Origin of the sequence: Kordiimonas sp. SCSIO 12603 (genome assembly GCF_024398035.1) — a bacterium.
GTDB lineage: Bacteria > Pseudomonadota > Alphaproteobacteria > Sphingomonadales > Kordiimonadaceae > Kordiimonas.
On record NZ_CP073748.1, the window covers coordinates 396,131 to 418,309 of the forward strand.

Consider the following 22,179-nt stretch of genomic DNA (forward strand, 5'->3'; position numbering starts at 1 on the left):
GATCTACCCTGCGCGTGTAGCGACCAGCGTCCAGCGAGGATCTCGCGATTTCACATTGCGAGAAAAGGTCCAGCTATCGTTCATTTCAACAACGTCGCTTACATCGCCTTCAATAACATTGCCGTCTTTATCACGGGTAACAGCGACAATTTCAGATTTAAACTGAACGGTGAGCTCTGCCACTTTATTGGCAAGCTCGGCAGCCACGACCTTGGCACTATCAATATCAACAATGCGGTTCTCAAGGGTTAGTTCACCCTCTTCACGAGAGGTGATAGCTGCTTCAAACTGCCCATAAACGGAATCATCAAGGAAATTCCTTAGTGTTTCACGGTCTCCAGCCCAGAAAGCTTCAAGGATCATGCCGTAAGCTTGTTGCGCACCATCAAGGAATTGGTTCACATCAAAACTACTATCCTGACGGCGAATATCCGTGAACGTATGACGCAGTGCCGGATCACCTTCAAGATCAATCACGGTGTTTTCATTTTGCACGGGCTCAGCATCATAGGTGCTATTTCGCTGCCCCATCGAACCGCCGTTCGCAGCCGGAGGCGGAAAACGATCCTGTTCAGAATGTTCACCCAGCTTGGAACGCAATCTCAACAATATGAAGGCCGCAACCATTGCAAGCAGAATTATATCCATCATAGCTTTACACGCACTCTTTCATTCGCTTTTTGTATATTTACATACGCTGCCTATTGAACCTGGACCAGATTCATCCTTTATAAATAAGAGGAATCGAACGAAAGAACAAGAAATGGCGTTAATCATATTACTTTTTGTTATCAGTATCCCGGTAATAGAGCTGAGTGTACTCATTGATGTGGGCGGCGAAATCGGCGCTTTCTCTACCGTTCTTCTCTGTCTTTTAACTGCGGCAGTGGGCCTTTCCATTGTTCGGTTCCAGGGGATGCAGGTGTTTGCCAACATGCAATCAGCCTCAAGGGAAGGTAAACCCGTTGGTGAAAACCTGATCCACGGTTTCTTCCTGCTCATTGCAGGCTTGTTTCTGCTCATCCCGGGTTTTGTAACAGATACACTAGGTGCCTTACTTCTTATCCCGCCACTGCGCCTACTACTTGGGAAAGCGGGGCTCGCGCACGTGGTAGTTCGCTCAAGCACACATACATCACACACCCGCAGAGACAACACAGTTGTTGATGGTGAATACTGGGAAGAACAGAGCGAGAAAGAAGATAGCCACGTTCAGATCATCACTCAGCATGATTTTGATAAAAATCCAGATAAAAAATAGAGAATCCTAGGCCTTTGGCGCATTTCCATGTTGTTCGAGGCCTAAAACCATGCTAGCCGTTTTCCCCAGATACGCCTGTCCGTTTTGTCTCGGGGGGCGGGAGACAAAAAACATTAAGAGTTATTACAATGGCTGAAGAACATAAAAATGAACAAACACCAGTAGGTGGCGCGGCTGATACAGCACCACAAGCAGGTGTTCTGGCACAATATATTCGCGATCTTTCTTTTGAAAATCCAAATGCTCCAGCAAGCCTTCAAGCTGCTGCGACTACAAAGCCAGCAATTGATGTAAATGTTAACGTTGGTGTTCGCCAAGTTAACGAAGAAGTTTTTGAAGTAGATCTAAAGATCACTGCTAAAGCTACACACAAAACAGAAACAGGCGAAGAGCATGTAGCATTCGTTGTAGAGCTTTCTTACGGTTCTATGTTCGGTATGCGCAACATCCCTGAAGAGCACGCTAAGCCATTCCTGCTTATCCAGGCTCCTACACTGATGTTCCCATTTGCTCGTCGCATTATTGCAGATGCTACTCGTGACGGTGGTTTCCCACCACTGCTTCTCGAGCCAATCAACTTCGAAGCTCTTTACCGTGCACAACTTGCACAGGAAGCGCAAAACGCTGACGCGGCCCCAGCTGCGGAAGGCGGCGAAGAACCTGCGCCAATCAATCTTAACTAAGATTGTAGCGCACAAACTTTCCGAAATGTACCAGCCTCAGAGACGCAAGTCTTTGAGGCTGGTTCTTTTTTAATTAAGCACTGGCTTTGTTATTTACGAGCCTGCAGATAAGATTACTGTTCAGGTCAATAGCGATATGCAAGATAATCGCAGGTAAAAGTGAGCCCGACAGAATTGTTATAAGGGTTAAGGCTGCCCCTGTTAGCACAACACCCATCAATGCCTTGGATATCCCCTGATAAGCATGCGCTGCCACAAAAGACACCAGCGATAGTACCGCAGCAGCCCAAATAGGCATCACAAGGCTTAACGCCCAGAGAATATACCCCCTGAAGATAATCTCTTCCGTAATCCCTGCCGTGATAGAAACCAGATTAAAACGGCTATATTCAGTTTCATTCCTCGGCATAAACCTGCGAATACCCTCGCTGCCAGTGAAAGTGGCCTCGACATCAGCCATTGCCTCCGGTGATTTCAGGAGATGTAGATGCTGCATAACCATCACCACAAGCAGTATAACCGTGACGCCAAGTCCTATCAGTACAGATTGACTAAAGGAAAAGTGCAAACCTATAGCAGCGAACGGGATATTAGAAACAAACAGGCCAGCAAGAACGACCGCGGTCATACTCCAAAGAAAAATCATTACATCCTTATAGGACATTAAGCGCGCATCAGCGTTACCCGCCTCCAGATTTCGTTCAAACCGCCTATCAAGCCACAAACTGATAAGAGGGATACCCACTGCGGTAACCAATAATACGAGAAGAATGAGTGCTGTCATAACCCGGGCCTTTCTTTTTGATGCCTGTTACCCATAATAAAGTGTTGTTTTTATTAATATTTCACTTTATAATGTAAATGTAATTTACTTTTACATATATGGATTTCTATCGATGAGTCAAGGTGTTCGCAAAACCCATCAAACCCGTTCTCGGCTAACCCGCGATAAGCTTTTGAATGCGCTTGAAAAATTACTTAAGGAAAAAGATTTTGCTGACATCACAACAGCTGAGATCGCAAAAGAAGCTGGGGTTTCCGCTGCCTCAATCTATCGCCGATTCGATAAAAAACAGGGTTTTATTCAGGTACTGTTTGATCTTTATATCGCGCGCATTGAAGAATGGTCAGCGTCCCCTGAAGCACGCCCGAACCTTGATGGTGTAACGCTAAAAGGCGCACTGGAACAAATTGCTCTCGTTGCATGGGACCAACTAACAGACCAGCGCCATATTATGCGCGCTGTAGCCCTTCACGGCAGACAACACCTATCGCTTGTAAGCGAAAGCGCAGCACGTTTTGAAGCAATGACCCTCGCCAGTATGGAAACTGTGCTGAACCTTTACAGGGAAGAAGTAAAGCGACCTGATTTGAAACGAACAGCAAAAATGCTCGCCTATTTCCTCAATAACATCTTTATTGAACGCTGCATGTTCGAAGGCCAGCTTGCGGCTTTCAGTAATGATTTATCAAAAGAGGAGTTTTGTCGGGAAGTCGCTCTGTTTGGCTATGGCTACCTGATCCTTGAAGACTAAACCTTCAGGAAATCCTGCCACACCGAATGCTCAGTGATGCGCTTTGCCGCTTCTGCATACCCACCCGCACCCGGATGAGCACCATCACCAGCTAGTGCTTCACTATGCCAAGCCTTAGCACCTTTCACCGCATCAAAGATGTTTACATAAGGCACTTTATTCATCTTCGCTACCACGCTTAGCTGCCGTGCGGTATCTGCAATACATTTGGTTGCAATCTCATTTTCCACAATAGGAAACGGGCTGATAAAAAGCGTAGGCGCCATACGGGAAGCTGCCATCATAATAGCTTTAGCGTTCTTTAGCCGCTCAACTTTGCCCACCCGCACACGGCGGTGTTCATTAAGAAGGCAGTCGTTGGCACCAAAACAAAACACCAGCTTATCAGCACCTGCTGCAGCACCTTTCCAGCGCTCAGAGATATCATCGCTGGTATCACCCTGCACACCCGCGTTCTTATAAGAAACACCAGCTTCCTCACACACGCGGCCAACCCAGCCTTTATCTTCGTTGTCGCCAACACCCAGAGTGAAGCTATCGCCAATGAATGTGATGGTCATGAAATATCCTTACTTAACGTGCGGCTTTAGCAATACTAAGAAGCGCTCGGGCACAAATCACATCTGCTGGGTTACCTGTTGTCTTGCAGTCAAGCTCTGCTTCCATCAGGATTTCAAGCGCGCGCTCAAGCTTCTTCGTAGGCCAGCGGGAAAGCTCCTGCTGAAACCTTGGTTTTTCAGAGAAAAACACAGGAGGGCGCAACTTACCAACAGCCTCACCAACTGACATGCCCTGGTCCATAAAACCTCGGGCTAAATGCAGGCGCATCACCCGGTTTTGCAGTGTACGTAGAATGGCAATGGCATTTTCACCTGATGTACGGGCACGTTCCATAAGCTTCTCAAGCCGCACCAGATCACCACCAGTTACGGCCTCAGCAATCTGGTTAATACCAAGGGCAGCCGTATCCCCTACACAGGCTTCCGCGTCTGCAAGTGTTACCTGCCCTGTGCCTGTGCCTTTGTAGATAATCAGTTTTTCAATTTCTCCACGGGAAACCATACGGTCACTACCCAGATTTTCCACGAGATAAGAAACTGCATCCTGCGTAGCACCAAGCCCCACTTCTGACAGCATGGTATGGATAAGCCCCATCAAATCCTGAGTGCTATCTTCATAGCAAGGGATCGCAAGGCCGTTTTTTGCCCCTTCCAGCAATTTCCTGAGGCTTGATGTACCTTTCAGGTCACCGCCAGTCATAACGAGAAGACCATCACCCATCTCGCTTTCAAGCACCAGTTTCGCAGCAGGCGTAGTTTCATTGCCTGCACCATCCACACGCACAAGCCTACGGCCGCCCATCATGGAAATGGCCGATACTTCATCCAGGAGAAGTGAGGGGGTGTCCTTGATTTCAGCCGTGCTTGGTTTCGCAACCTGAAATGGGTCAGAAAGATCAGGGGCAACCTGCTTACTAATGATATCAGCCCGTTCCCGCGCCAAACCTTCATCACGTCCAAAGACAAGCACCGCCCGTATGTTTGGTGACAGCGACTTCAGGATAGAAGGTATTTCAGCTGGTTTAACCTTCACCGGCGTTCGCCCCTAGTTTACCTGAGAAAAATAAAGAGCCAGACGGCGCTGGATACGCTCTGCCATCTCAAGCGCCAAGCGTTCAGCGCTATCTTCCCGCTGCGCCACCGCCGCAAAATCAGACTGAACAACATCAAAAGAAGTGCGAGCACGCATACGCTCTTCAATCACTACCTTAGGCTCAGCCCCCTCGAAGGAAATGAGCTTCACGTTCGCAAACATAGTAAGCTGTTCCTGCGTTTTCGCGGTATCCGGCCGTGTTCCATACTGTTCAGAAGACTGTTCAAGCACCACTTCCAAACGGTATTTGTTACCCGATGAATTAAGCCTATCCAACAAACGGTTACGCATAACTTGACCAAGACGATCAGGGATAGGCGCAACCTCTACCTGAGAAAACTGCGCCTGAAGCGCTGCACTCGAACCGCCTACCTCATAAAGCGGCTTGAACCCACAAGCCGTGAGCAGGAAGAGCGAAAATACAGCAATCAAACGCGTCATGTTTTTTCCTTAGTTAGCAACGATGTTAACGATACGGCCCGGTACCACAATCACTTTACGGATTGTTTTATCATCGATGAAGTTTTTCACCTTCTCGCTTGTAAGCGCAACAGCTTCAACTTCATCCTTTGGCATATCTTTCACTACTTCGATAGTATCGCGCACCTTACCGTTCACCTGAACCGCCATTTTCACTGTGTTATCCACGGTGAATTCTTCAATGGCTTTTGGCCAATCTGCTTCAGATACCAGGCTATCGTGGCCTAATTCTTTCCACATTTCTTCCGCTAAATGCGGCATCATAGGGCTGATAAGGAGGATAAGCGTTTCAAGTGCTTCACGTTTCACCTCAGCGCTACCAGCACCACCTGATTTCGCGCTAACAGCATTTGCATATTCATAAATACGCGCCACTGCTTTGTTGAAATGCAGGTTCTCGATATCAGAGGTAATACCTTTGATCGTTTTATGCACTGCCTTACGCATTTGAAGCGCACTATCAGATAGATCAGCAGGTACAGCTGTGCCTGCAGCAGGCAAATCTTTCGCTGTTTCAAGCACCATACGGTGAACGCGCTGGGTAAAGCGCCACGCGCCTTCAATACCAGATTCTGTCCAAAGAAGATCACGCTCTGGAGGACTATCCGAAAGCACAAACCAACGGGCTGTGTCTGCGCCGTACTGATCGATGATATCGTCCGGATCCACCACGTTTTTCTTGGACTTGGACATTTTCTCAATGCGGCCTTCAGTTACCTCAAGACCATTGTCAGAGCGGAAGAGAGTGCCGTCTTCACGGTTACGAACAAGTTCAGGGAAAACCCAATCACCGTTTGTATCTTTATATGTAGCGTGGTTCACCATGCCCTGTGTGAATAAGCCTTCAAACGGTTCTTTAATATCTGTGCGGCCTACATGGTTAAGCGCACGAGTAAAGAAACGAGCATAAAGAAGGTGGAGAATAGCGTGCTCAACACCACCAATATACTGGTTTACAGGCAACCATTCGTTCACTGCACCTGACTCAAATGGTGCTTCAGCGTCTGGTGTTACGAAGCGAAGGAAATACCACGAACTGTCCATAAAGGTATCCATAGTATCGGTTTCGCGCACTGCATCCTTGCCGCATGACGGACATTTAGTGTGCTTCCATGTTGGATGGTGTTCAAGCGGGTTACCAGGCTTTTCAAAAGAAACATCTTCTGGCAGTTTAACTGGCAGGTCTTCCGAATTTACTGGCACCACACCACAATCATCACAGTGTACGAACGGGATTGGTGTCCCCCAATAGCGCTGACGGGAAACACCCCAGTCACGCAAGCGGAAGTTCACTGTACGCTCACCCCAGCCTTCGCTTTCGGCGCGATCAATCATCGCTGCTTTTGCGTCAGTATGCGCCATACCGTCCATAAAGCGGCTGTTAATCATCTTGCCTGGACCGGTATAGGCCTCATCACCGATAGTGAAGCCTGCTTCTTCTTCTCCTTCAGGAAGTACAACAGGAATTACTGGCAAATCATACTTGCGTGCAAAATCAAGGTCACGTTGATCGCCAGCAGGGCAAGCGAAAATCGCGCCTGTGCCGTAATCCATCAGAACAAAGTTTGCGATATAGATCGGCAGCTTCCATTCAGGGTCAAACGGATGCTGCACATGAAGGCCTGTGTTAAAGCCTTTCTTCTCCGCTTTCTCGATCGCTTCCTCTGTAGTTCCGCCCGCGCGGCACTCTTCCATGAAAGCAGCCATTTCTACATTATCTTCCGCAAGCTTAAGCGCAAGCGGGTGATCGGCAGAAATCGCACAGAAACTAGCGCCAAAGATCGTATCGGGACGTGTTGTATAAACTGGAAGCTTCTCGCCTGTTTCATCAACAGTGAAATCAAACTTCAACCCCTCAGAGCGGCCAATCCAGTTTTCCTGCATCAAGCGTACTTTATCAGGCCAGCGGTCCAGCGTCTTAAGGCCACCCAACAGATCATCAGCAAAGTCTGTAATTTTCAGGAACCACTGGGAAAGCTTGCGGCGTTCAACATCCGCACCAGAACGCCAGCCTTTGCCGTCAATCACCTGCTCGTTCGCAAGTACTGTGTTATCAACCGGGTCCCAGTTCACCCAGCTTTCCTTGCGGTAAACAAGATCGTTCTTAAAGAAATCAATAAATAGCTGCTGTTCTTTACCATAATATTCAGCATCACAGGTTGCGAACTCACGGTCCCAATCAATCGCAAAGCCTACCTGCTTCAACTGATCACGCATGTTGGCGATATTATCATATGTCCAGTCCGCTGGGTGTACCTTGCGCTCCATCGCAGCATTTTCAGCTGGCATACCAAACGCATCCCAACCCATTGGGTGTAACACTTCAAAACCATTAGCACGGCGGTAACGCGCCACAACATCACCAAGTGTATAGTTCCGCACGTGGCCCATATGGATACGACCAGACGGGTATGGGAACATCTCAAGCACATAATATTTTTGCTTGTCAGAATTTGTATCTGTTTTGAAAGTTTTGGCGTCTGCCCAAACCTTTTGCCACTTGGCTTCAGTTGCCTTTGCGTTATAGCGCGACATGGTATTTTCTCTTAACCTTGTAACGGCTCCGGAAAACGGGGGCCTTAATCGGAAACGGCCGCGCTAACAGCCCGGCCAAACACATATTCATTTTTTAAAGCACTGAACCTAGTTTTCAGTGTTTTCAATTCTCATTTGGCGAGCAGCAGTAAGGATTGCTTCTTCAACTCTCAACGCAGTTCCCGCCTGTACTGGTACATTGATCCATTCGCCGTTCTGCTTTTCCTGACGAATTACAGAAACCTTAAGACCATCAGAACGCAAATCCAGGCTAAGGAAACGAATTGTCAATTTAACACGCTCATTTGGCGCTTCCGGTGTTGAATGCCATCCAGTTAGAATAACGCCAGCAGAAGGCTGGAGCTGATCAAACGGCATAAAGGAAAGCGTATCGAGTGTTGCCTGCCATAGATAACCGTTCACACCAATCGCCGTGACCTTTGGCCCCGCATCTGATCCGCTTTTATTGCCGCCGAATATGCTGCAGGCACCAAGCGCTACAGTCATTGAAACTATCATCAGCGAACGGGCAAATTTATACATACTTAAACCCCGTAGATTCGTTTTTTATGTGCTTTTCCGGCTGTTTATACCGCAAACTTACTGATTCCAGAAAGAGCCTTATGCGGTTTATAACGACCCATTGCCTCAGTTACTAGCCAGAAATGCGTTCAAATAGTGGCAAGGGAGCAACAACTCACCGCATTTTTGCCTCAACCTATTGCAAAATAGGGGTATAAGCCCATACCATGTAAGGAATTTGTAATCTTTTTTTGGAATCTTCCAAAGTATGAAACGCGTAGTAAAATATAGCTTCGTTGCTCTTGCAGCAATGACATCAACGGCAACAGCTTTTGCCGCCGATGCTGATATTTCTGCGCAATCTGGGGATTTCGAGCCTAATCTTGCGTCCTATGTTGTGCAGCAAGCACTTAACACTCACAGTGTAAAATCACCATCTGCACCCAGAACTCTTAAAGAACTTCAGTTAAGTTTAAGGGGTAAAAGCGGGCAAGAAAGCTCACCATTTAAACTGAGTGATTCGCGCTCTAGCCATAAATGGAAGAAGCAGGATTATGAATTACGTCCATCTTTTTCTTCACTTTTATCTCCAACAGGCTCGCTAAATAACGAATTTGGCGAAGAACTGGTAGATAGTAGTAGCCGTATCGGCTTAACGCTCGGCGCGAAAGATGGTGAAGCAAAAAGCGGCCTAAATATTGAAGTTCAAAGCAGTTTTAAACTTTCCTTGGATGGTGTTCAGTCCCTTACCGCCTTTGCTGACAGTAGCATTGCCAATCGTGAAGAAAACTTCGGTGTTGCTCTCGGATATTCCGGTTTTGGTGTTGATGCTTCTATCACACGCCATACAAACCTGTTTACAAGTGATGCAATCGGTTTTGACGTAGGACTTTCCTATCAGGATGATGCTTTCGGCGCGCGCCTTTCTCTCAGCGAATATACAGAAGGTGCTGACCTAAACGGCCTTGAGAACGAGGCTCGTAACGTGATCTCAGTTGAACTTGGCGCAAGTTACCGTCTTACAAATACGCTGGGCCTTACAGGTGGTGTACGTTACTATGATTATGGTGAACACTGGTTGGTAAATCCTGGGCAAGCTGATAATGCCCAAGCGATCTTCCTTGGCGGCCGTCTGAAATTCTAATATCTATTCTCTTGAAAAAGCATCAATAGCCGCAATACCGATAAGTGGTAACCCCTTAAGTGCGCCTACAGTATTTCTATTCACACCGCCAAGGGCAACAACGGGCACCTTTACACCTTCAATTATACGTTTGAGTCTGTGAACACCGATATGCTGGATGCCCGGATGGCTGGCTGTTGGAAACACCGGCGACATCAAGGCAAAATCCACCGCAAGCCTTTCGGCTTTTTTCAAACTCTGCCTTGTATGACATGCTGCGCTTACTAGACCAAGATCAGCCAGGTTTGGTGGTTTTTTCAACTGGTACTCAGGCATATGATAACCATCTGCCCCCACATAATGCGCCAGTTCTATATCACCCGCCACCATTAGAAACTGATTGTTTTCACGGGTAATAGCTCTGAGTTCCGCCGCAAAACCACGACGATCAACATGGTGATAATCCCTGCATATAATAATGCTGCCAGCTGGAAGTCTTGAACAGGCACTAACAATATCCGGCACGCGTTCGCTATCGGTCATAAAGATAAGATTGGGCACACCAGCCTTCCTGCCTAAAGCAAGTGCGCTGCTGATTGATCTTTTATGAAGGAGTGACTTGACCATACTCTTTCCCTAGCACATACCATGAGCCACGAAAAAGCGCTTTCACGGGTAAGGACAATAAAATGAGCACTAAACTCAAAGAGCAAATTGCCGCAAACATTGAAACCATCAAGGATGAAGTTGAAGCAATGTGCAGACATGCTGATATGCCAAACCCGAACCCGCGCCTTATTGCGGTTTCAAAAGTTCAGCCACAAGAACGTATTATAGCGGCTCTTGAAGCTGGCCAACGTATCTTCGGAGAGAACCGTGTACAGGAAGCTGAAGAACGCTGGGGCGAGTTAAAGCCAAAGTACGACGGTGTTGAGCTTCATCTGATCGGTAGCCTACAGACAAACAAAGCTGCAAATGCTGTAGCACTGTTTGATGAAATCCAAACCGTTGACCGCATCAAACTTGCCCGTGCTTTAGCGAGCGAAATGGAAAAACAAAACCGCCAGCTACCAATTTATGTTCAAGTAAACACAGGCAAAGAAGAGCAAAAAGGCGGCTGTATGGTGGAAGATCTAGAAGCCTTACTTGCTGAATGCAAAACCCTTGGTCTTGAGATTAAAGGCCTGATGTGTATTCCGCCCGTTGGCGATGACCCATCCCTTCATTTCGCCCTTCTTAGAAAGCTTGGCCGCCAGCACGGCATTACAAAGCTATCAATGGGCATGAGCAAGGATTACGCACTAGCCGCCAGCATGGGTGCGACAGATATTCGTGTAGGTACCAGTATTTTCGGAGAACGGGATTATTCTTCCCGGGCTTAATCAGCCAATTTTGATCAGGTCCTCAGGCTTTACCAGCCTGAGAAACGCAAGCATATCTTCAAGTTTCAGCGCTACACAGCCTTCTGTCGGTGTATAACCCTCACGAGCAATATGCATAAAAATAGCACTGCCCTTCCCAGCTACAGGCGGTGCATCATTGTGGCCCAATTCAACAATCACATCGTAAACATCATCGTCCCGCCACAGCTTTTCATGGCTGGGGCCATAAGGCAGACGTACCAGTTTGTTATAAGCTTTATCTTCCGGGTCATCACACCAACCAAGATCAGCAGAAAGCGGCTGCACATTAAGAAGTGTGATAGGTTCTTCGATTTTATCAGGGCGGAAAAAAACACGGCGGAACGGATATGTGCCAGCAGGCGACATACCATCCCCTTCTTCTTTGCTATCTTCAGGGATAATCCCTGATCTCCCTAACGCACATTTGGCAGAAACCAGAGGGCCTTCCAACATGCCCTGCCTGCTATCCTGCGCTAATGCTGTAACCTGCCAAATCATTAAAGAAGATGCCCTGTGCGGTCCTTCTTAACGGCAAGATATCTTACGTTATGTGGGTTTGGTGGGAACTTATGCTCCACACGCTCAGCTACCTTTACGCCGTAACTTTCCAGCCCTTCAACCTTATTGGGGTTGTTAGTCATCAGCCTTACGCTTTCAAAGCCAAGCGCCTTCAGCATTTCAGCGGCAGGTGCGAAAATCCGCTCATCCACATCAAAGCCTAGGCGGGTGTTGGCATCCACCGTATCATATCCCTGATCCTGAAGGGCATATGCCTTCAACTTGGAGATCAAGCCAATACCCCGGCCTTCCTGCGCCAGATACAGCACAATGCCACCACCTGCTTCTGCAATAGCCTTAATAGCGCCTTTAAGCTGCTCACCACAGTCGCATTTAAGGGACGCAAGCAAATCACCAGTGAAACATTCACTGTGGATACGCATCAATACGGGTTCTGATGGGGATGGGTCACCCACCAAAATAGCAATATGCTCAATGCCTCCTGCAATAGGACGGAAGGAAACAAGCCTTGTGTTCTCTGACCCTTCAAGCGGCACACGCGCGGAGGCAACTTGGGTAAGGGCGCTTGCCTGTGTGTAATCCACCTTCAATACATCATCCGCTTCCACAACATAAAAACCATGCTGTTCAGCAAATGTAGCCGCACCCTCAATTTCAGCAGCAATAACGGCTGGTAGCAAGTGAGCCCACTTCACCATTTTAATAGCGGCTTTATCAATCGCTTCGTCAGGATGCTCGAGGCGTTTGTACGGGCCTTTCAGCGGCGTGGATAGATCAAGTGTAGGGTCCGCAAGGGCTGTCATATCTTCGGCTGTCATCCAAGCAGGACGCGCAACCCGTACCACAGCCCAACCTTTACCCGCCACTTTCAAGGAAAGCGCCCGATTGTTTGTTAGCATAACAAAACTACCGGATACCAAATCATCGAAATTCTTAAGAGCTGGCATGTTCGCCATTTCCGCAGGAAAAACCAACAGCGCGCGAGCACCATCTTTTACGACAACAGGGATACCGCGCCGCAAATCATCAGCTGCACGTTCTAATCTCAACAAGGTATGGTCTAAGGTCTTCATGTGCCCACATATAGGCTATTTTTTTCAATTGTCAGTAGGGCATTTACATTTTTATGTTACGTCGTAACTATATAGTAATAACTTGCCGTTCAAACAAATGTGAGCGGAGTTGATATCACTTTCTAGATTCAACGCCTATATAGGCCAGAGTATTTAAAACTAATAGAGCTTCATGCTATTATAATGAAGAATAATAGAATTTAACTGAAGGATAGACGAATGGCGGTAAGAAAACTTCTCCTTGTTGATGATGACGTAGATTTACGTGAGGGTTTGGCTGATCAGCTTGCTCTTTATGAGGAGTTTGCTGTTGAGCAACATGGTTGTGCCGCTGATGCACTTGAGTTCCTTAAAGACAATCAAGTGGACATGATGCTTCTTGATGTTGGCCTGCCTGATATGGATGGCCGTGAACTTTGTAAGCGTATTCGCAAAAATGGTGTTTCTGTACCGATCCTGATGCTTACAGGTAACGTATCTGATGCAGATACAGTGCTTGGTCTTGATGCTGGTGCAAACGACTATATCACCAAGCCGTTCAACATCACTGTATTGATGGCGCGTATCCGTGCTCACTTCCGCCAGTATGAGCAAAGCGAAGACGCAACCTTCGATATTGGCCCTTACCAGTTCCGTCCTTCTGGTAAAATGCTTGAAGAAAAAGCATCTGGCAAAAAAGTACGCCTGACCGAAAAAGAAACATCTATCCTGAAGTATCTATACCGCGCTGGCGGCAATGCTGTTGCCCGCGAAGAGCTTCTTGCTGAGGTATGGGGTTATAATTCCGGTGTGACAACACACACACTTGAAACGCACGTTTACCGCCTACGCCAGAAGATTGAAAGCGAGCCAGGCATGGCACGCCTTCTGGTAACAGAACCAGGTGGCTATAGCCTGCAAGGCCTCGCACACTAAGCAGATTTGAGAGTTTTAAAGAAGAGGGCGCTTTCAGCGCCCTTTTTTGTATTCTCAAATTGTTAAATCAGGCCTGAGATATCCAGTACATTGAAATAGATATAACCACCCATAAAGAACGAAACTACAAGCAGGATCGCGCCAAAGGAAAACGTGCCTGTAAAGGCCTTTACCCAACCTTTCCTTAAAAACCGGTGCATAAGTATATCTATCAGCATATAAGGCAGAGAACTCACCAAACTAACAGGTAATCCAATCCTGTGGGTAACATTCCAGACTTGTTCAAAAGTTGGGTCATCCAGCACCAGCAGCGAAATATAAGAAACAATAATAGCCAAATAAGCGGCAAAAACCGCCAGTGTTTTAGCTAATATTTTCCTTATCTTCATACGCCTCTAAAATTCAAAATCCACAAGCACTGGTGCATGATCTGATGGTTTTTCCCAGCCACGTGCATTCCTGAGTACTTCCATCTTCACGGCTTTGCCCTTAAGGCTTGGGCTGGTCCAGACATGATCAAGCCTGCGGCCTTTATCTGCTTTTGACCAATCCCTCGCGCGGTATGACCACCAGCTATAGAGTTTCTCGTTTTCTGGTACGAACTCACGCATTACATCATGCCAACTATGGGCTTCCATCAGCTTCAGCATAGCTTCCACCTCAACAGGTGTGTGCGACACCACCTTAAGAAGCTTTTTATGGTCCCATACATCTTCTTCAAGAGGCGCAATATTAAGATCACCCACCAGAATGCTTGGCTCGTCGAGCTGTGCTGACCACTCTGTCATTTCCTCAAGGAACTCAAGCTTGTGGGCGAATTTATCATTCACTTCCGGGTTTGGCTCATCACCACCAGCGGGCACATAGAAGTTATGTACGGTCGGGCCTTCATTCAGTTTGATTGCCACATGGCGGGCATCACCTTTTTCGCACCAATCAATCTTGAAACTATCGGCGAACTCGCCTTTGGCTGCAATCGCAACACCGTGGTGGCTTTTCTGGCCGTGGATTGCCAGATGCGGCATACCATTTTCAGCGAAGAATTTTTCAGGGAACATATGGTCCTGCACCTTGGTTTCCTGCAGGCAGAGAACATCTGGCTGATATTCTTCAATAAGCTGCTTCACGATATCAAGGCGTGCGCGAACCGAGTTAATGTTCCATGTAATGAGCCGCATAAAAAATCTCTTCGCTTAAAAATTAGAAAATCAGGAAACTGCTTCCAATGATAGTAATAGGCCAGTGCCCCTGCTCAAACAACTGGAAGCGCTTCACAAACGGATGATCATCCTCCGGGTTTGCCATACTTACAAGCGCTGCCTGATAACAGGCCTGTGCCGCAGCGCCAGAGATTGCCTGCACAAACTCTTCATCATCAATGCGCAGATATTCTGCCGCTTCCCGTGCGCTTTCCTCAATCACTGTTGAGATAGATTTCGCAACATGAGCCATCACCATCTCAAGTACGTTTTCATCAATCACATCAAGCACATCAGTAGTTAGAGAAGCACGGAGCTGTTCTTCTGCTTCCCATGCCATACTGTTAAGTTCTGGGTTTTCAGCGGCAGCAGCTGCATCTTCCCATTCAGGCAGAAACACAGGATCAGCTTCCGGAAAACCGAGTAAATCTGCATAATCACGGGAAATCTGGCGGGAATAATCGCTTGGCGGATCACCAACGCTTCTGAACCAGCGCACATTCTGGGCTACTTCAATGAAAGGGGCGACAGATTTCAGACTTGGGAAATCTTCAAATAACTCGTCAATGTCGCTATCAATATCTTGCAATGAACAATCCTATATATCGGTCAGACTATATCTGTTGTTTGTAACCTAATTTGTATTTTATTGTAGAATAATTTCTATAAATCATTCTTGTTGCTCATATGATTTTCCCAACAGGAAATTCAATTCCATTTCTATAACGACTGGATAAATTATGTTTCTTAAAAAGGTTACAGCATTCCTTAGTATTCTAGTGGTTGCCGCTACTGCTCATGCCTATGCTTCCGGCGAAGTAATGCCGGACATAATATCCAAGCGCTTGAATTTAATGAAAGCCGTCGCGCAGTATAAATATGTTAATAAACTGCCTGTTGAAGATAAGAAACGGGAAGCCATTATTTTCAAACGCATTATGGAAAAAGCAAAGACTGTGGGTATCCCTCAGGAGCGAGCAAGCCGAGCTTTGAAAGCTCAAATTACAGCCGCTAAACAACTGCAAACATCCTATATAAAAGGATGGGCTGAGAACAACATCAAGTTTGAAACCGCCCCTGATCTCGGCAAAGATATCCGTCCACAAATTGATGTTATCACTCAGGAATTTCTAATTGCTCTAAAAGACGGCGACATTAGCTGTAAACAACTTCAAAATGCCGCGGAAAAACTGCGCGTAAGCACCGAGATAAAATTGGCTTGGGTTATTGCAGCCCAAGGCGTTTTACCCAAAAGCTCTGAACACTGTTCTCTCTAGAACACACCCTATCTACGATTTCTACGGCGTTTGTTTACGCCCCGTGGATCATCAAAACTCCAGCGCTTATCAGCGATCGGTAGATTGGCTTCCTGTTTTGATAGCTCAACAGTGGTAAGTTGGCCTTGAGCATCCACCACACCCCAACTAAGAAGCTTCAAACCTCCCGGCACATCCGCTTCTTCAAAATATACGGTGATACGCCCTATCTCCGGCTTATCAGGATCTTGGGCAGTAAGTGCCACAAGGCCTTCAATACCAGATGGTTCATATTCAATATGGGCGTTGATAGAGGCAAGATCAGTGGAGTCCCCAAGAAGGGCTCTAAGCGGTGTATCTTTCACGGGCCATTTGGTTACCTGCCCAATCTCATAATCAATGAAATTTACGGTTTTACCATCAGCCACTACAAGAAACGGGATATCACCATCATAATCGAAACGTACTTTACCGGGCCGCGCCATATAAAGTGTACCTTCTGAACGGTTACCACCCGGTGCCATTTGTACAAAATGCGCTTTCAGGCTCTTCACCTCATCCATAAAGGTTTGCACAAGCTTAAGCGCCTTAAGGGTCGGGGCTTCCACCACCGTTTCTTCCTTAAGTGGCGGCAAGCTGTTGTGCTGCGCCGCGGCGGGCACAGCAGACAGTGCAATAACTCCAAACATCAATGCTTTCAGCATTAGCTTATCCTTCGTGTCGTTCTTCTTTTTAGCCGCCAAATTCTTCTTCACGCTCAGGCACAAGAATTTCCCGCTGCCCCTTATGGTTTGGTGCACTGATAACACCTTGTTCTTCCATTTCTTCAATAAGCGTTGCGGCTTTATTATAGCCAATTTTCAGGCGGCGCTGAATATAACTTGTGGAAGCCCTGCGGTCCCTAAGTACAATATTCACGGCCTGATCATAAAGGCTGTTGGCTTTATCTTCGTCTGACTGAGCTGGACCTGGGATGAACGGGCTGTCAAAACCTTCTTCAGGTTCTTCTGTCACGCTATCCAGATATTCAGGCGCGCCCTGCTTCTTCAGGTGATTTACAATATCTTCTACTTCACTGTCAGAAACAAAGGCACCATGCACACGCTGGATACGGCCACCGCCCGCCATAAAGAGCATATCACCCATACCGAGAAGCTGTTCAGCCCCCTGTTCACCAAGGATAGTTCGGCTATCGATCTTCGAAGTAACCTGGAAACTGATCCGGGTTGGGAAATTGGCCTTAATGGTACCGGTGATTACGTCCACGCTAGGGCGCTGGGTTGCCATCACAACATGAATACCAGCAGCACGAGCCATCTGGGCAAGGCGCTGCACGGTAGCTTCCACATCCTTACCCGCCACAAGCATCAGATCAGCCATCTCATCAATCACGATTACGATAAATGGTAGTGGCTCGAAATCAAACTCCTGGCTTTCCATAATTGGTTGGCCGGTTTCTTTATCAAAACCTGTTTGTACTTCACGCGCCAGTACTTCACCGTTTTCTTTGGCTTCCTGAATACGTTTGTTAAACGCTGCCAAGTTCCGCACACCAAGCTTGGACATATTGCGGTAGCGTTCTTCCATTTCCCGCACCGCCCATTTAAGCGCAACAACCGCTTTCTTCGGTTCTGTTACAACAGGTGTCAATAGATGCGGGATACCGTCATAGACGGAAAGTTCCAGCATTTTCGGGTCAACCATGATGAAACGGAGCGTTTCAGGGCTGTGACGGTAAAGAAGCGACAGGATCATGGTGTTGATACCAACCGATTTACCGGAACCTGTTGTACCCGCAACAAGCAAGTGAGGCATGGAAACAAGATCTGCCACCACAGGCGCACCGCCAATATCTTTACCTAGCACCACAGGAAGACGGGCTTTAGTGGCTTCATAATCTTTGGAGGCTAGAAGCTCTCTGAGGAATACTGTTTGCCTGTCCACATTCGGGAGTTCGATACCAATGGCATTACGGCCCGGCACCACCGCCACACGAGCGGAAATAGCGCTCATAGAGCGGGCAATATCGTCCGCAAGACCAATCACGCGGGCAGATTTCACACCGCGTGCTGGTTCAAGCTCATAAAGCGTTACCACAGGGCCTGGGCGCACATCCTGAATTTCACCCTGAACACCAAAGTCTTCCAACACACCTTCAAGCATACGGGCATTTTGCTCAAGCGCATCCGCGCTCATACGGTTCAATTTCTCAGGCGGCGGTGAAGGCGCAAGAAGATCAAGAGCAGGGAGCATAAAGTCACCTGTATCGCCGAAATCAAGGGTTACCTGTGCTTCACGGGCTTCTCGCCTGCCTCGCTTCGGCTCAGCTGGTGCTTTTACCCGCTTCTCGGCTTTTGGTGTTGCCACCTCTTTTTCACGTTTCTTACGTTCTGTGCGCGTGGCTGCAGGCTCTATCCGTTCATATTCTTCGTATGTATCTTCGGCAGTATCACTCTTACGGAACATCACACGTGCCGTAAGTGCCAGTCCGCGGCCAATAGCACGTAAACCTGCCCAGATATTGGAACCAATCCAAACGCTGGTGTTTTTAATAGTCCGCCCAACGGCAACCCATTCGCCTTTGTTAAGGCCTAGCGAGAAGGCATAAACTGGCAGGCCAATAATAGTGAAAACAACACCATATACCCACACCGGGATCACTATGACGCCATCAAACATTTCATTCAGAAGCTGATAGAACTGCTGCCCAAGTGAACCGCCATACCCTGTTTGAATAGTAAATGAGGGATCAGGCGCCACAGGGCTCGCTGCAATTGCGAATAGAACAAGCGCAATCGGCACCATCGCAATGTTCAGGGCGAACATAGGCAGCCAACGAAGGCGCATCACTTTGATGCCCCATACAAGGAAAGGAAGGACAAGCATATAGCTGATAAGTGCCAGCGTTTGCATTAACACATCAGCGATATTGGCCCCAACACTTCCAAGGAGGTTGGTAATTTCTGCTGATGTCTGATTATTAATGCTTGGATCACTTGGATTATAGGTCGCTAGCGACAAAACAATTGCCACTCCAATGAGGAACAGCGCCGCACCAAACAGCCGCCAACTGCTACTTTTTAGAAACAGCATAAAGGCTGGGGGCAATAAAGGCGCTTTGTCCTTTTTGGCCACTACCGCTTTTTTCGGTGCCTTTTTCGCTTTTGCCGCAGCGCCTGCCGCTGGCTTTTTCCGTGCTGCCACCAGTGATGCTCCCTTCCCCGAGTGAAGAATGTTTTGTTTATCCAATCAGTACTTTAGTGCGTAAACATGCTAGGGGACAAGAGCGGCGATAAAGTGGCGGGCTTTTTCTGCTATAATCGCTCTCTGCGGCAACCTGCCTCTGGACAGCTAGAGGGAATAGGCTTAGACCAAACAGACAGTATTTTTCAGGTGGCAATAGAATGGCTGAAACAACAGAACTTACAAGTGATATCACCATCATTGGCGGCGGTTTAGCTGGCCTTACGGCAGCGATCGGCTTGGCTGATCACGGCTTTGATGTAACCGTTGTTGATAGAGCAGCCCAAGAAGCCCTTACGGATGTTTCTTATGATGGCCGTTCAAGCGCGCTTGCTTTTGCTTCCTGCCAGCTTTTTGAAGCTATTGGCGTTTGGCAGTATATGGAGCCGTATGCACAGCCGATCCTTGAGATCAGAGTATCTGACGGACCGTCCCTTCTACATCTGCATTTTGATAATGAAACACTGGGCGACGGCCCTCTTGGTCATCTGGTTGAAAACCGCCATACCCAAATCGCCCTTTTCGAGCGTATGAAAGAGCTTGATAACCTTACCTTTCTGGCGCCAACAAAAGTAGCTGATATAAAACGAGATAAAGCATCTGCCACAGTCAATCTGGAAGATGGCCGTGTAATCACTTCAAAACTGCTGCTCGGGATTGATGGTCGCGGCAGTATGGTACGCGCGCATGCTGGCATTCCAACATCCAAGATCGATTACAAACAGCACGGTATTGTATGTTCTATAGAACATGAATTCGGCCACTGCGGTATTGCCCACGAACGCTTCTTACCTTCTGGTCCATTTGCGATCCTGCCGCTTACCGGCAACCGTTCTTCTCTTGTATGGACTGAAAAGAGCCACCTGACAGAAACAATCATGAGCCTTTCAGACCGCGCCTTCCAATCGGAAGTACAGCGCCGGGTTGGTGATTTCCTTGGTGACGTAAAAATTATTGGTGGCCGCTGGGCTTACCCTATTTCTCTTCAGTATGCACATGATTATGTGGCTGAACGGCTCGCGCTTCTTGGTGATGCTGCCCACGGTATCCACCCAATATCTGGCCAAGGGCTTAACCTGGGCCTTAAGGATGTGGCAGCTCTTATTGAAGTGCTCGTTGACGCCAGAAAAGTTGGCCTTGATATTGGCTCGACACAAGTGCTCAACCGCTACGCACAGTGGCGCACCACAGATAACGCCTCTATCTATGCCATCACGGATATTTTCAACCGCCTGTTCTCTAACGATATCGAACCACTAATGCTCGCGAGAGATCTCGGTATGGCAGCCGTTGATAAAATAGTGCCGCTGAAGAATTTCTTCATGTCCCATGCCCGTGGTACAGTGGGTGATCTACCAAAACTGCTACGAGGCGAAAAAGCGCTTTAATCCAAACGCTACCCCGTGCTCGTATAACGCGCTATCAAGGGAAGCAGTTGTGAGCGCATTAGGTACAGATACCCAGCTTGATCTGGTGCTTTATCCGCACCGTTCTTTAAAGCCTGAGCATTTTTCCATATTGCTCAGGATATTGATGGTTTTGTGTATTCTCGGCAGTATCCGGTTCTATATCGTTGGCGCCTGGCCTGTTGTGATTTTTCTGGTGCTTGACCTTCTGGCCTTGTGGTTTGCTTTCTACCTGAATTACCGCCGTGCCCGCGTAAGAGAAGTAATCAAACTGACAGAAGCTTCGCTGATTGTTGAGCGCTATGCCGCAAACGGGAAGATGGAAAGCTGGCAGTTTGAACCCTACTGGACCAAAGTGAATATCAGGAAAATTGACCGCTACAGGAATGAGCTTAGCCTCAGCTTACATCAGCAAACTGTGGTGATCGGCAGTTTCCTGTTACCGGGTGAAAAGCGAAAGCTGAAGGAAAAGCTGGAGACAGAGCTATACATCTGGAAAAATCGCAGCCCTAACCAGCCCGGCAGTACACCTGAGAAATAAGCCTTCCTGCCCGAAGCCTCCGGCCAATAAGATCATAGTTTGAATATGATATACCTTCTTCAAACTTGGCAATTCTGCCTCTGTGGCTTTCATCAAGCAGGTCTGTTTCTTCAAAAACATGAGGGTTGGTCGTATAAACACGGCCCCTACGCGGAGAGCCTGCCACAACAGTACCGATCACTACACCATCTTCATTGAAAACCGGGCCGCCAGAAATACCACCGAGCGATCCACTAAAGCCCGGGCGCCTGTCGCGTTCAACCCATGCTACAACAGGCTCTCGCATACGGTAACGCCCTGATGAGCGCATTACAGTAGTGCCGATAACCGCTGCGCGTACATCTGCGGGTTTCCCTTGCGGATAGCCCATCATAAAGCCTTCCTGCCCGCGTTTTGGTACACTGTCTGTGAGATCAAAATGAACTGCTGGGCCCTTCACAGCTTTAATAATCGCGAAATCTCTGGTTTTCAGGCTAAATGCTGATTTTACGGGATAAAGCCTGTTTTTTTCATCAATGAAAAACACCCCTGCACAGCCGTCCACCACATGTCGGGCTGTTACATAGGTACCGTTTCCGTCTACTGCAAACGCGGTACCAACGCCGTTTGTTGTTTTTTCCTCAAGCTCAACCTGAACTGCGCTCGCCACATCTGTTGGAAGCGGAAGGTTTACCGCTGGCTTGGAACCATAATCAGGCCGGGGCTCTATAACTGGCTTAGGGTCAAACTCAGGGCGACGTTCAATACCCCCCTCACTTCCCGCATAACGGAAAATAAAGAAGACAATAACAACGAAATAGATCGCTAATTCAAACTTACGCCGCATGAGAGC

The 22,179-nt window shown here is 47.7% G+C and carries 25 protein-coding genes; 9 read left to right on the forward strand and 16 right to left on the reverse strand.

What is annotated here, in order from left to right; genetic code table 11:
* Positions 1-3: 3 nt before the first annotated feature.
* Positions 4-651, reverse strand: coding sequence for a Tim44/TimA family putative adaptor protein (locus KFE96_RS01755; RefSeq protein ID WP_255834308.1), 648 nt, complete (start codon positions 649-651; stop codon positions 4-6).
* A 112-nt stretch (positions 652-763) separates the two neighbouring features.
* On the opposite strand from KFE96_RS01755, the gene KFE96_RS01760 reads away from it, so the two are divergent.
* Positions 764-1,261 (forward strand): FxsA family protein, encoded by a 498-nt coding sequence (locus tag KFE96_RS01760; RefSeq protein ID WP_247019747.1) that lies wholly within the window; start codon positions 764-766, stop codon positions 1,259-1,261.
* A 128-nt stretch (positions 1,262-1,389) separates the two neighbouring features.
* Entirely contained in the window at positions 1,390-1,944 is a 555-nt protein-coding gene (gene secB, locus KFE96_RS01765) for a protein-export chaperone SecB (protein ID WP_247019745.1), read from the forward strand.
* A gap of 73 nt (positions 1,945-2,017) precedes the next feature.
* On the opposite strand, the gene KFE96_RS01770 is transcribed toward secB, so the two are convergent.
* Positions 2,018-2,728 carry a CPBP family intramembrane glutamic endopeptidase gene (locus KFE96_RS01770; protein ID WP_255834309.1) on the reverse strand — a complete coding sequence of 237 codons (711 nt, stop codon included), beginning with the start codon at positions 2,726-2,728 and terminating at the stop codon, positions 2,018-2,020.
* Positions 2,729-2,840: 112 nt separating this feature from the next.
* Between KFE96_RS01770 and KFE96_RS01775 the strand changes: the two genes are divergently transcribed.
* Positions 2,841-3,479 carry a TetR/AcrR family transcriptional regulator gene (locus tag KFE96_RS01775; protein ID WP_247019741.1) on the forward strand — a complete coding sequence of 213 codons (639 nt, stop codon included), beginning with the start codon at positions 2,841-2,843 and terminating at the stop codon, positions 3,477-3,479.
* Here KFE96_RS01775 and KFE96_RS01780 read toward each other — a convergent pair.
* From KFE96_RS01780 to KFE96_RS01800, 5 genes are all read right to left on the reverse strand, one after another.
* Entirely contained in the window at positions 3,476-4,039 is a 564-nt protein-coding gene (locus KFE96_RS01780) for a GDSL-type esterase/lipase family protein (protein WP_255834310.1), read from the reverse strand. The genes KFE96_RS01775 and KFE96_RS01780 overlap by 4 nt on opposite strands.
* A gap of 13 nt (positions 4,040-4,052) precedes the next feature.
* The gene (gene holA / locus KFE96_RS01785; RefSeq protein WP_255834311.1) at positions 4,053-5,072 is read right to left on the reverse strand and encodes a DNA polymerase III subunit delta; all 1,020 of its coding nucleotides are present in this window, start codon (positions 5,070-5,072) and stop codon (positions 4,053-4,055) included.
* Positions 5,073-5,084: 12 nt separating this feature from the next.
* Positions 5,085-5,573, reverse strand: a complete 489-nt coding sequence (gene lptE / locus KFE96_RS01790) for an LPS assembly lipoprotein LptE (protein WP_255834312.1) — start codon at positions 5,571-5,573, stop codon at positions 5,085-5,087.
* Between the two features lie 9 nt (positions 5,574-5,582).
* Positions 5,583-8,147: a leucine--tRNA ligase gene (gene leuS, locus KFE96_RS01795; RefSeq protein ID WP_255834313.1), complete on the reverse strand. Its 2,565-nt coding sequence runs from the start codon at positions 8,145-8,147 to the stop codon at positions 5,583-5,585.
* A 108-nt stretch (positions 8,148-8,255) separates the two neighbouring features.
* Positions 8,256-8,690 (reverse strand): DUF3576 domain-containing protein, encoded by a 435-nt coding sequence (locus KFE96_RS01800; RefSeq protein WP_247019731.1) that lies wholly within the window; start codon positions 8,688-8,690, stop codon positions 8,256-8,258.
* Positions 8,691-8,937: 247 nt separating this feature from the next.
* Between KFE96_RS01800 and KFE96_RS01805 the strand changes: the two genes are divergently transcribed.
* Complete coding sequence (locus KFE96_RS01805) at positions 8,938-9,813, forward strand: outer membrane protein (protein WP_255834314.1); 876 nt, start codon at positions 8,938-8,940, stop codon at positions 9,811-9,813.
* A gap of 3 nt (positions 9,814-9,816) precedes the next feature.
* On the opposite strand, the gene KFE96_RS01810 is transcribed toward KFE96_RS01805, so the two are convergent.
* On the reverse strand, positions 9,817-10,419 hold the full coding sequence (locus KFE96_RS01810) for a thiamine phosphate synthase (RefSeq protein ID WP_255834315.1): 603 nt from the start codon (positions 10,417-10,419) through the stop codon (positions 9,817-9,819).
* Positions 10,420-10,481: 62 nt separating this feature from the next.
* Here KFE96_RS01810 and KFE96_RS01815 point away from each other — a divergent pair, with 62 nt between their 5' ends.
* Entirely contained in the window at positions 10,482-11,174 is a 693-nt protein-coding gene (locus KFE96_RS01815; RefSeq protein ID WP_255834316.1) for a YggS family pyridoxal phosphate-dependent enzyme, read from the forward strand.
* On the opposite strand, the gene KFE96_RS01820 is transcribed toward KFE96_RS01815, so the two are convergent.
* Together KFE96_RS01820 and ribA are read right to left on the reverse strand one after the other, a co-directional pair.
* Positions 11,175-11,693 carry a L,D-transpeptidase gene (locus tag KFE96_RS01820; RefSeq protein ID WP_255834317.1) on the reverse strand — a complete coding sequence of 173 codons (519 nt, stop codon included), beginning with the start codon at positions 11,691-11,693 and terminating at the stop codon, positions 11,175-11,177. It abuts the gene before it with no gap.
* Positions 11,693-12,787, reverse strand: a complete 1,095-nt coding sequence (gene ribA, locus KFE96_RS01825) for a GTP cyclohydrolase II (protein WP_255834318.1) — start codon at positions 12,785-12,787, stop codon at positions 11,693-11,695. The genes KFE96_RS01820 and ribA overlap by 1 nt, the downstream gene beginning before the upstream one ends.
* A gap of 219 nt (positions 12,788-13,006) precedes the next feature.
* Here ribA and KFE96_RS01830 point away from each other — a divergent pair, with 219 nt between their 5' ends.
* Positions 13,007-13,702 carry a response regulator transcription factor gene (locus KFE96_RS01830; protein WP_247019720.1) on the forward strand — a complete coding sequence of 232 codons (696 nt, stop codon included), beginning with the start codon at positions 13,007-13,009 and terminating at the stop codon, positions 13,700-13,702.
* 62 nt (positions 13,703-13,764) lie between these two features.
* On the opposite strand, the gene KFE96_RS01835 is transcribed toward KFE96_RS01830, so the two are convergent.
* The 3 genes from KFE96_RS01835 to KFE96_RS01845 are packed head-to-tail and all read right to left on the reverse strand — an operon-like array spanning position 13,765 to position 15,490.
* Positions 13,765-14,091: a hypothetical protein gene (locus KFE96_RS01835; protein ID WP_255834321.1), complete on the reverse strand. Its 327-nt coding sequence runs from the start codon at positions 14,089-14,091 to the stop codon at positions 13,765-13,767.
* 6 nt (positions 14,092-14,097) lie between these two features.
* On the reverse strand, positions 14,098-14,880 hold the full coding sequence (xth, locus tag KFE96_RS01840; RefSeq protein WP_255834323.1) for an exodeoxyribonuclease III: 783 nt from the start codon (positions 14,878-14,880) through the stop codon (positions 14,098-14,100).
* A 22-nt stretch (positions 14,881-14,902) separates the two neighbouring features.
* Positions 14,903-15,490, reverse strand: a complete 588-nt coding sequence (locus tag KFE96_RS01845) for a hypothetical protein (protein ID WP_255834324.1) — start codon at positions 15,488-15,490, stop codon at positions 14,903-14,905.
* 151 nt (positions 15,491-15,641) lie between these two features.
* Here KFE96_RS01845 and aroQ point away from each other — a divergent pair, with 151 nt between their 5' ends.
* Positions 15,642-16,178, forward strand: coding sequence for a gamma subclass chorismate mutase AroQ (aroQ, locus tag KFE96_RS01850; protein ID WP_255834325.1), 537 nt, complete (start codon positions 15,642-15,644; stop codon positions 16,176-16,178).
* 8 nt (positions 16,179-16,186) lie between these two features.
* On the opposite strand, the gene KFE96_RS01855 is transcribed toward aroQ, so the two are convergent.
* Both KFE96_RS01855 and KFE96_RS01860 read right to left on the reverse strand, forming a co-directional pair.
* Positions 16,187-16,861 (reverse strand): outer membrane lipoprotein carrier protein LolA, encoded by a 675-nt coding sequence (locus KFE96_RS01855; protein WP_255834326.1) that lies wholly within the window; start codon positions 16,859-16,861, stop codon positions 16,187-16,189.
* A 28-nt stretch (positions 16,862-16,889) separates the two neighbouring features.
* Positions 16,890-19,250: a DNA translocase FtsK 4TM domain-containing protein gene (locus KFE96_RS01860; protein ID WP_370650552.1), complete on the reverse strand. Its 2,361-nt coding sequence runs from the start codon at positions 19,248-19,250 to the stop codon at positions 16,890-16,892.
* A 311-nt stretch (positions 19,251-19,561) separates the two neighbouring features.
* On the opposite strand from KFE96_RS01860, the gene KFE96_RS01865 reads away from it, so the two are divergent.
* Entirely contained in the window at positions 19,562-20,788 is a 1,227-nt protein-coding gene (locus KFE96_RS01865) for a UbiH/UbiF/VisC/COQ6 family ubiquinone biosynthesis hydroxylase (RefSeq protein ID WP_255834328.1), read from the forward strand.
* A 49-nt stretch (positions 20,789-20,837) separates the two neighbouring features.
* Positions 20,838-21,347: a DUF2244 domain-containing protein gene (locus KFE96_RS01870; protein ID WP_255834329.1), complete on the forward strand. Its 510-nt coding sequence runs from the start codon at positions 20,838-20,840 to the stop codon at positions 21,345-21,347.
* Here the strand turns inward: KFE96_RS01870 and KFE96_RS01875 are convergent.
* Complete coding sequence (locus KFE96_RS01875) at positions 21,316-22,173, reverse strand: serine protease (protein WP_255834330.1); 858 nt, start codon at positions 22,171-22,173, stop codon at positions 21,316-21,318. The two genes, KFE96_RS01870 and KFE96_RS01875, sit on opposite strands and share 32 nt — an antisense overlap.
* Between the last annotated feature and the right edge of the window lie 6 nt (positions 22,174-22,179).

Bases quoted from the DNA above. Each gene is read 5' to 3' on its own strand.
- KFE96_RS01755 (WP_255834308.1), bottom strand. From the start codon at position 651: ATGATGGATATAATTCTGCTTGCAATGGTTGCGGCCTTCATATTGTTG.
- KFE96_RS01760 (WP_247019747.1), top strand. From the start codon at position 764: ATGGCGTTAATCATATTACTTTTTGTTATCAGTATCCCGGTAATAGAG.
- secB (WP_247019745.1), top strand. From the start codon at position 1,390: ATGGCTGAAGAACATAAAAATGAACAAACACCAGTAGGTGGCGCGGCT.
- KFE96_RS01770 (WP_255834309.1), bottom strand. From the start codon at position 2,728: ATGACAGCACTCATTCTTCTCGTATTATTGGTTACCGCAGTGGGTATC.
- KFE96_RS01775 (WP_247019741.1), top strand. From the start codon at position 2,841: ATGAGTCAAGGTGTTCGCAAAACCCATCAAACCCGTTCTCGGCTAACC.
- KFE96_RS01780 (WP_255834310.1), bottom strand. From the start codon at position 4,039: ATGACCATCACATTCATTGGCGATAGCTTCACTCTGGGTGTTGGCGAC.
- lptE (WP_255834312.1), bottom strand. From the start codon at position 5,573: ATGACGCGTTTGATTGCTGTATTTTCGCTCTTCCTGCTCACGGCTTGT.
- leuS (WP_255834313.1), bottom strand. From the start codon at position 8,147: ATGTCGCGCTATAACGCAAAGGCAACTGAAGCCAAGTGGCAAAAGGTT.
- KFE96_RS01800 (WP_247019731.1), bottom strand. From the start codon at position 8,690: ATGTATAAATTTGCCCGTTCGCTGATGATAGTTTCAATGACTGTAGCG.
- KFE96_RS01805 (WP_255834314.1), top strand. From the start codon at position 8,938: ATGAAACGCGTAGTAAAATATAGCTTCGTTGCTCTTGCAGCAATGACA.
- KFE96_RS01810 (WP_255834315.1), bottom strand. From the start codon at position 10,419: ATGGTCAAGTCACTCCTTCATAAAAGATCAATCAGCAGCGCACTTGCT.
- KFE96_RS01815 (WP_255834316.1), top strand. From the start codon at position 10,482: ATGAGCACTAAACTCAAAGAGCAAATTGCCGCAAACATTGAAACCATC.
- KFE96_RS01820 (WP_255834317.1), bottom strand. From the start codon at position 11,693: ATGATTTGGCAGGTTACAGCATTAGCGCAGGATAGCAGGCAGGGCATG.
- ribA (WP_255834318.1), bottom strand. From the start codon at position 12,787: ATGAAGACCTTAGACCATACCTTGTTGAGATTAGAACGTGCAGCTGAT.
- KFE96_RS01830 (WP_247019720.1), top strand. From the start codon at position 13,007: ATGGCGGTAAGAAAACTTCTCCTTGTTGATGATGACGTAGATTTACGT.
- KFE96_RS01835 (WP_255834321.1), bottom strand. From the start codon at position 14,091: ATGAAGATAAGGAAAATATTAGCTAAAACACTGGCGGTTTTTGCCGCT.
- xth (WP_255834323.1), bottom strand. From the start codon at position 14,880: ATGCGGCTCATTACATGGAACATTAACTCGGTTCGCGCACGCCTTGAT.
- aroQ (WP_255834325.1), top strand. From the start codon at position 15,642: ATGTTTCTTAAAAAGGTTACAGCATTCCTTAGTATTCTAGTGGTTGCC.
- KFE96_RS01855 (WP_255834326.1), bottom strand. From the start codon at position 16,861: ATGCTGAAAGCATTGATGTTTGGAGTTATTGCACTGTCTGCTGTGCCC.
- KFE96_RS01860 (WP_370650552.1), bottom strand. From the start codon at position 19,250: ATGCTGTTTCTAAAAAGTAGCAGTTGGCGGCTGTTTGGTGCGGCGCTG.
- KFE96_RS01865 (WP_255834328.1), top strand. From the start codon at position 19,562: ATGGCTGAAACAACAGAACTTACAAGTGATATCACCATCATTGGCGGC.
- KFE96_RS01875 (WP_255834330.1), bottom strand. From the start codon at position 22,173: ATGCGGCGTAAGTTTGAATTAGCGATCTATTTCGTTGTTATTGTCTTC.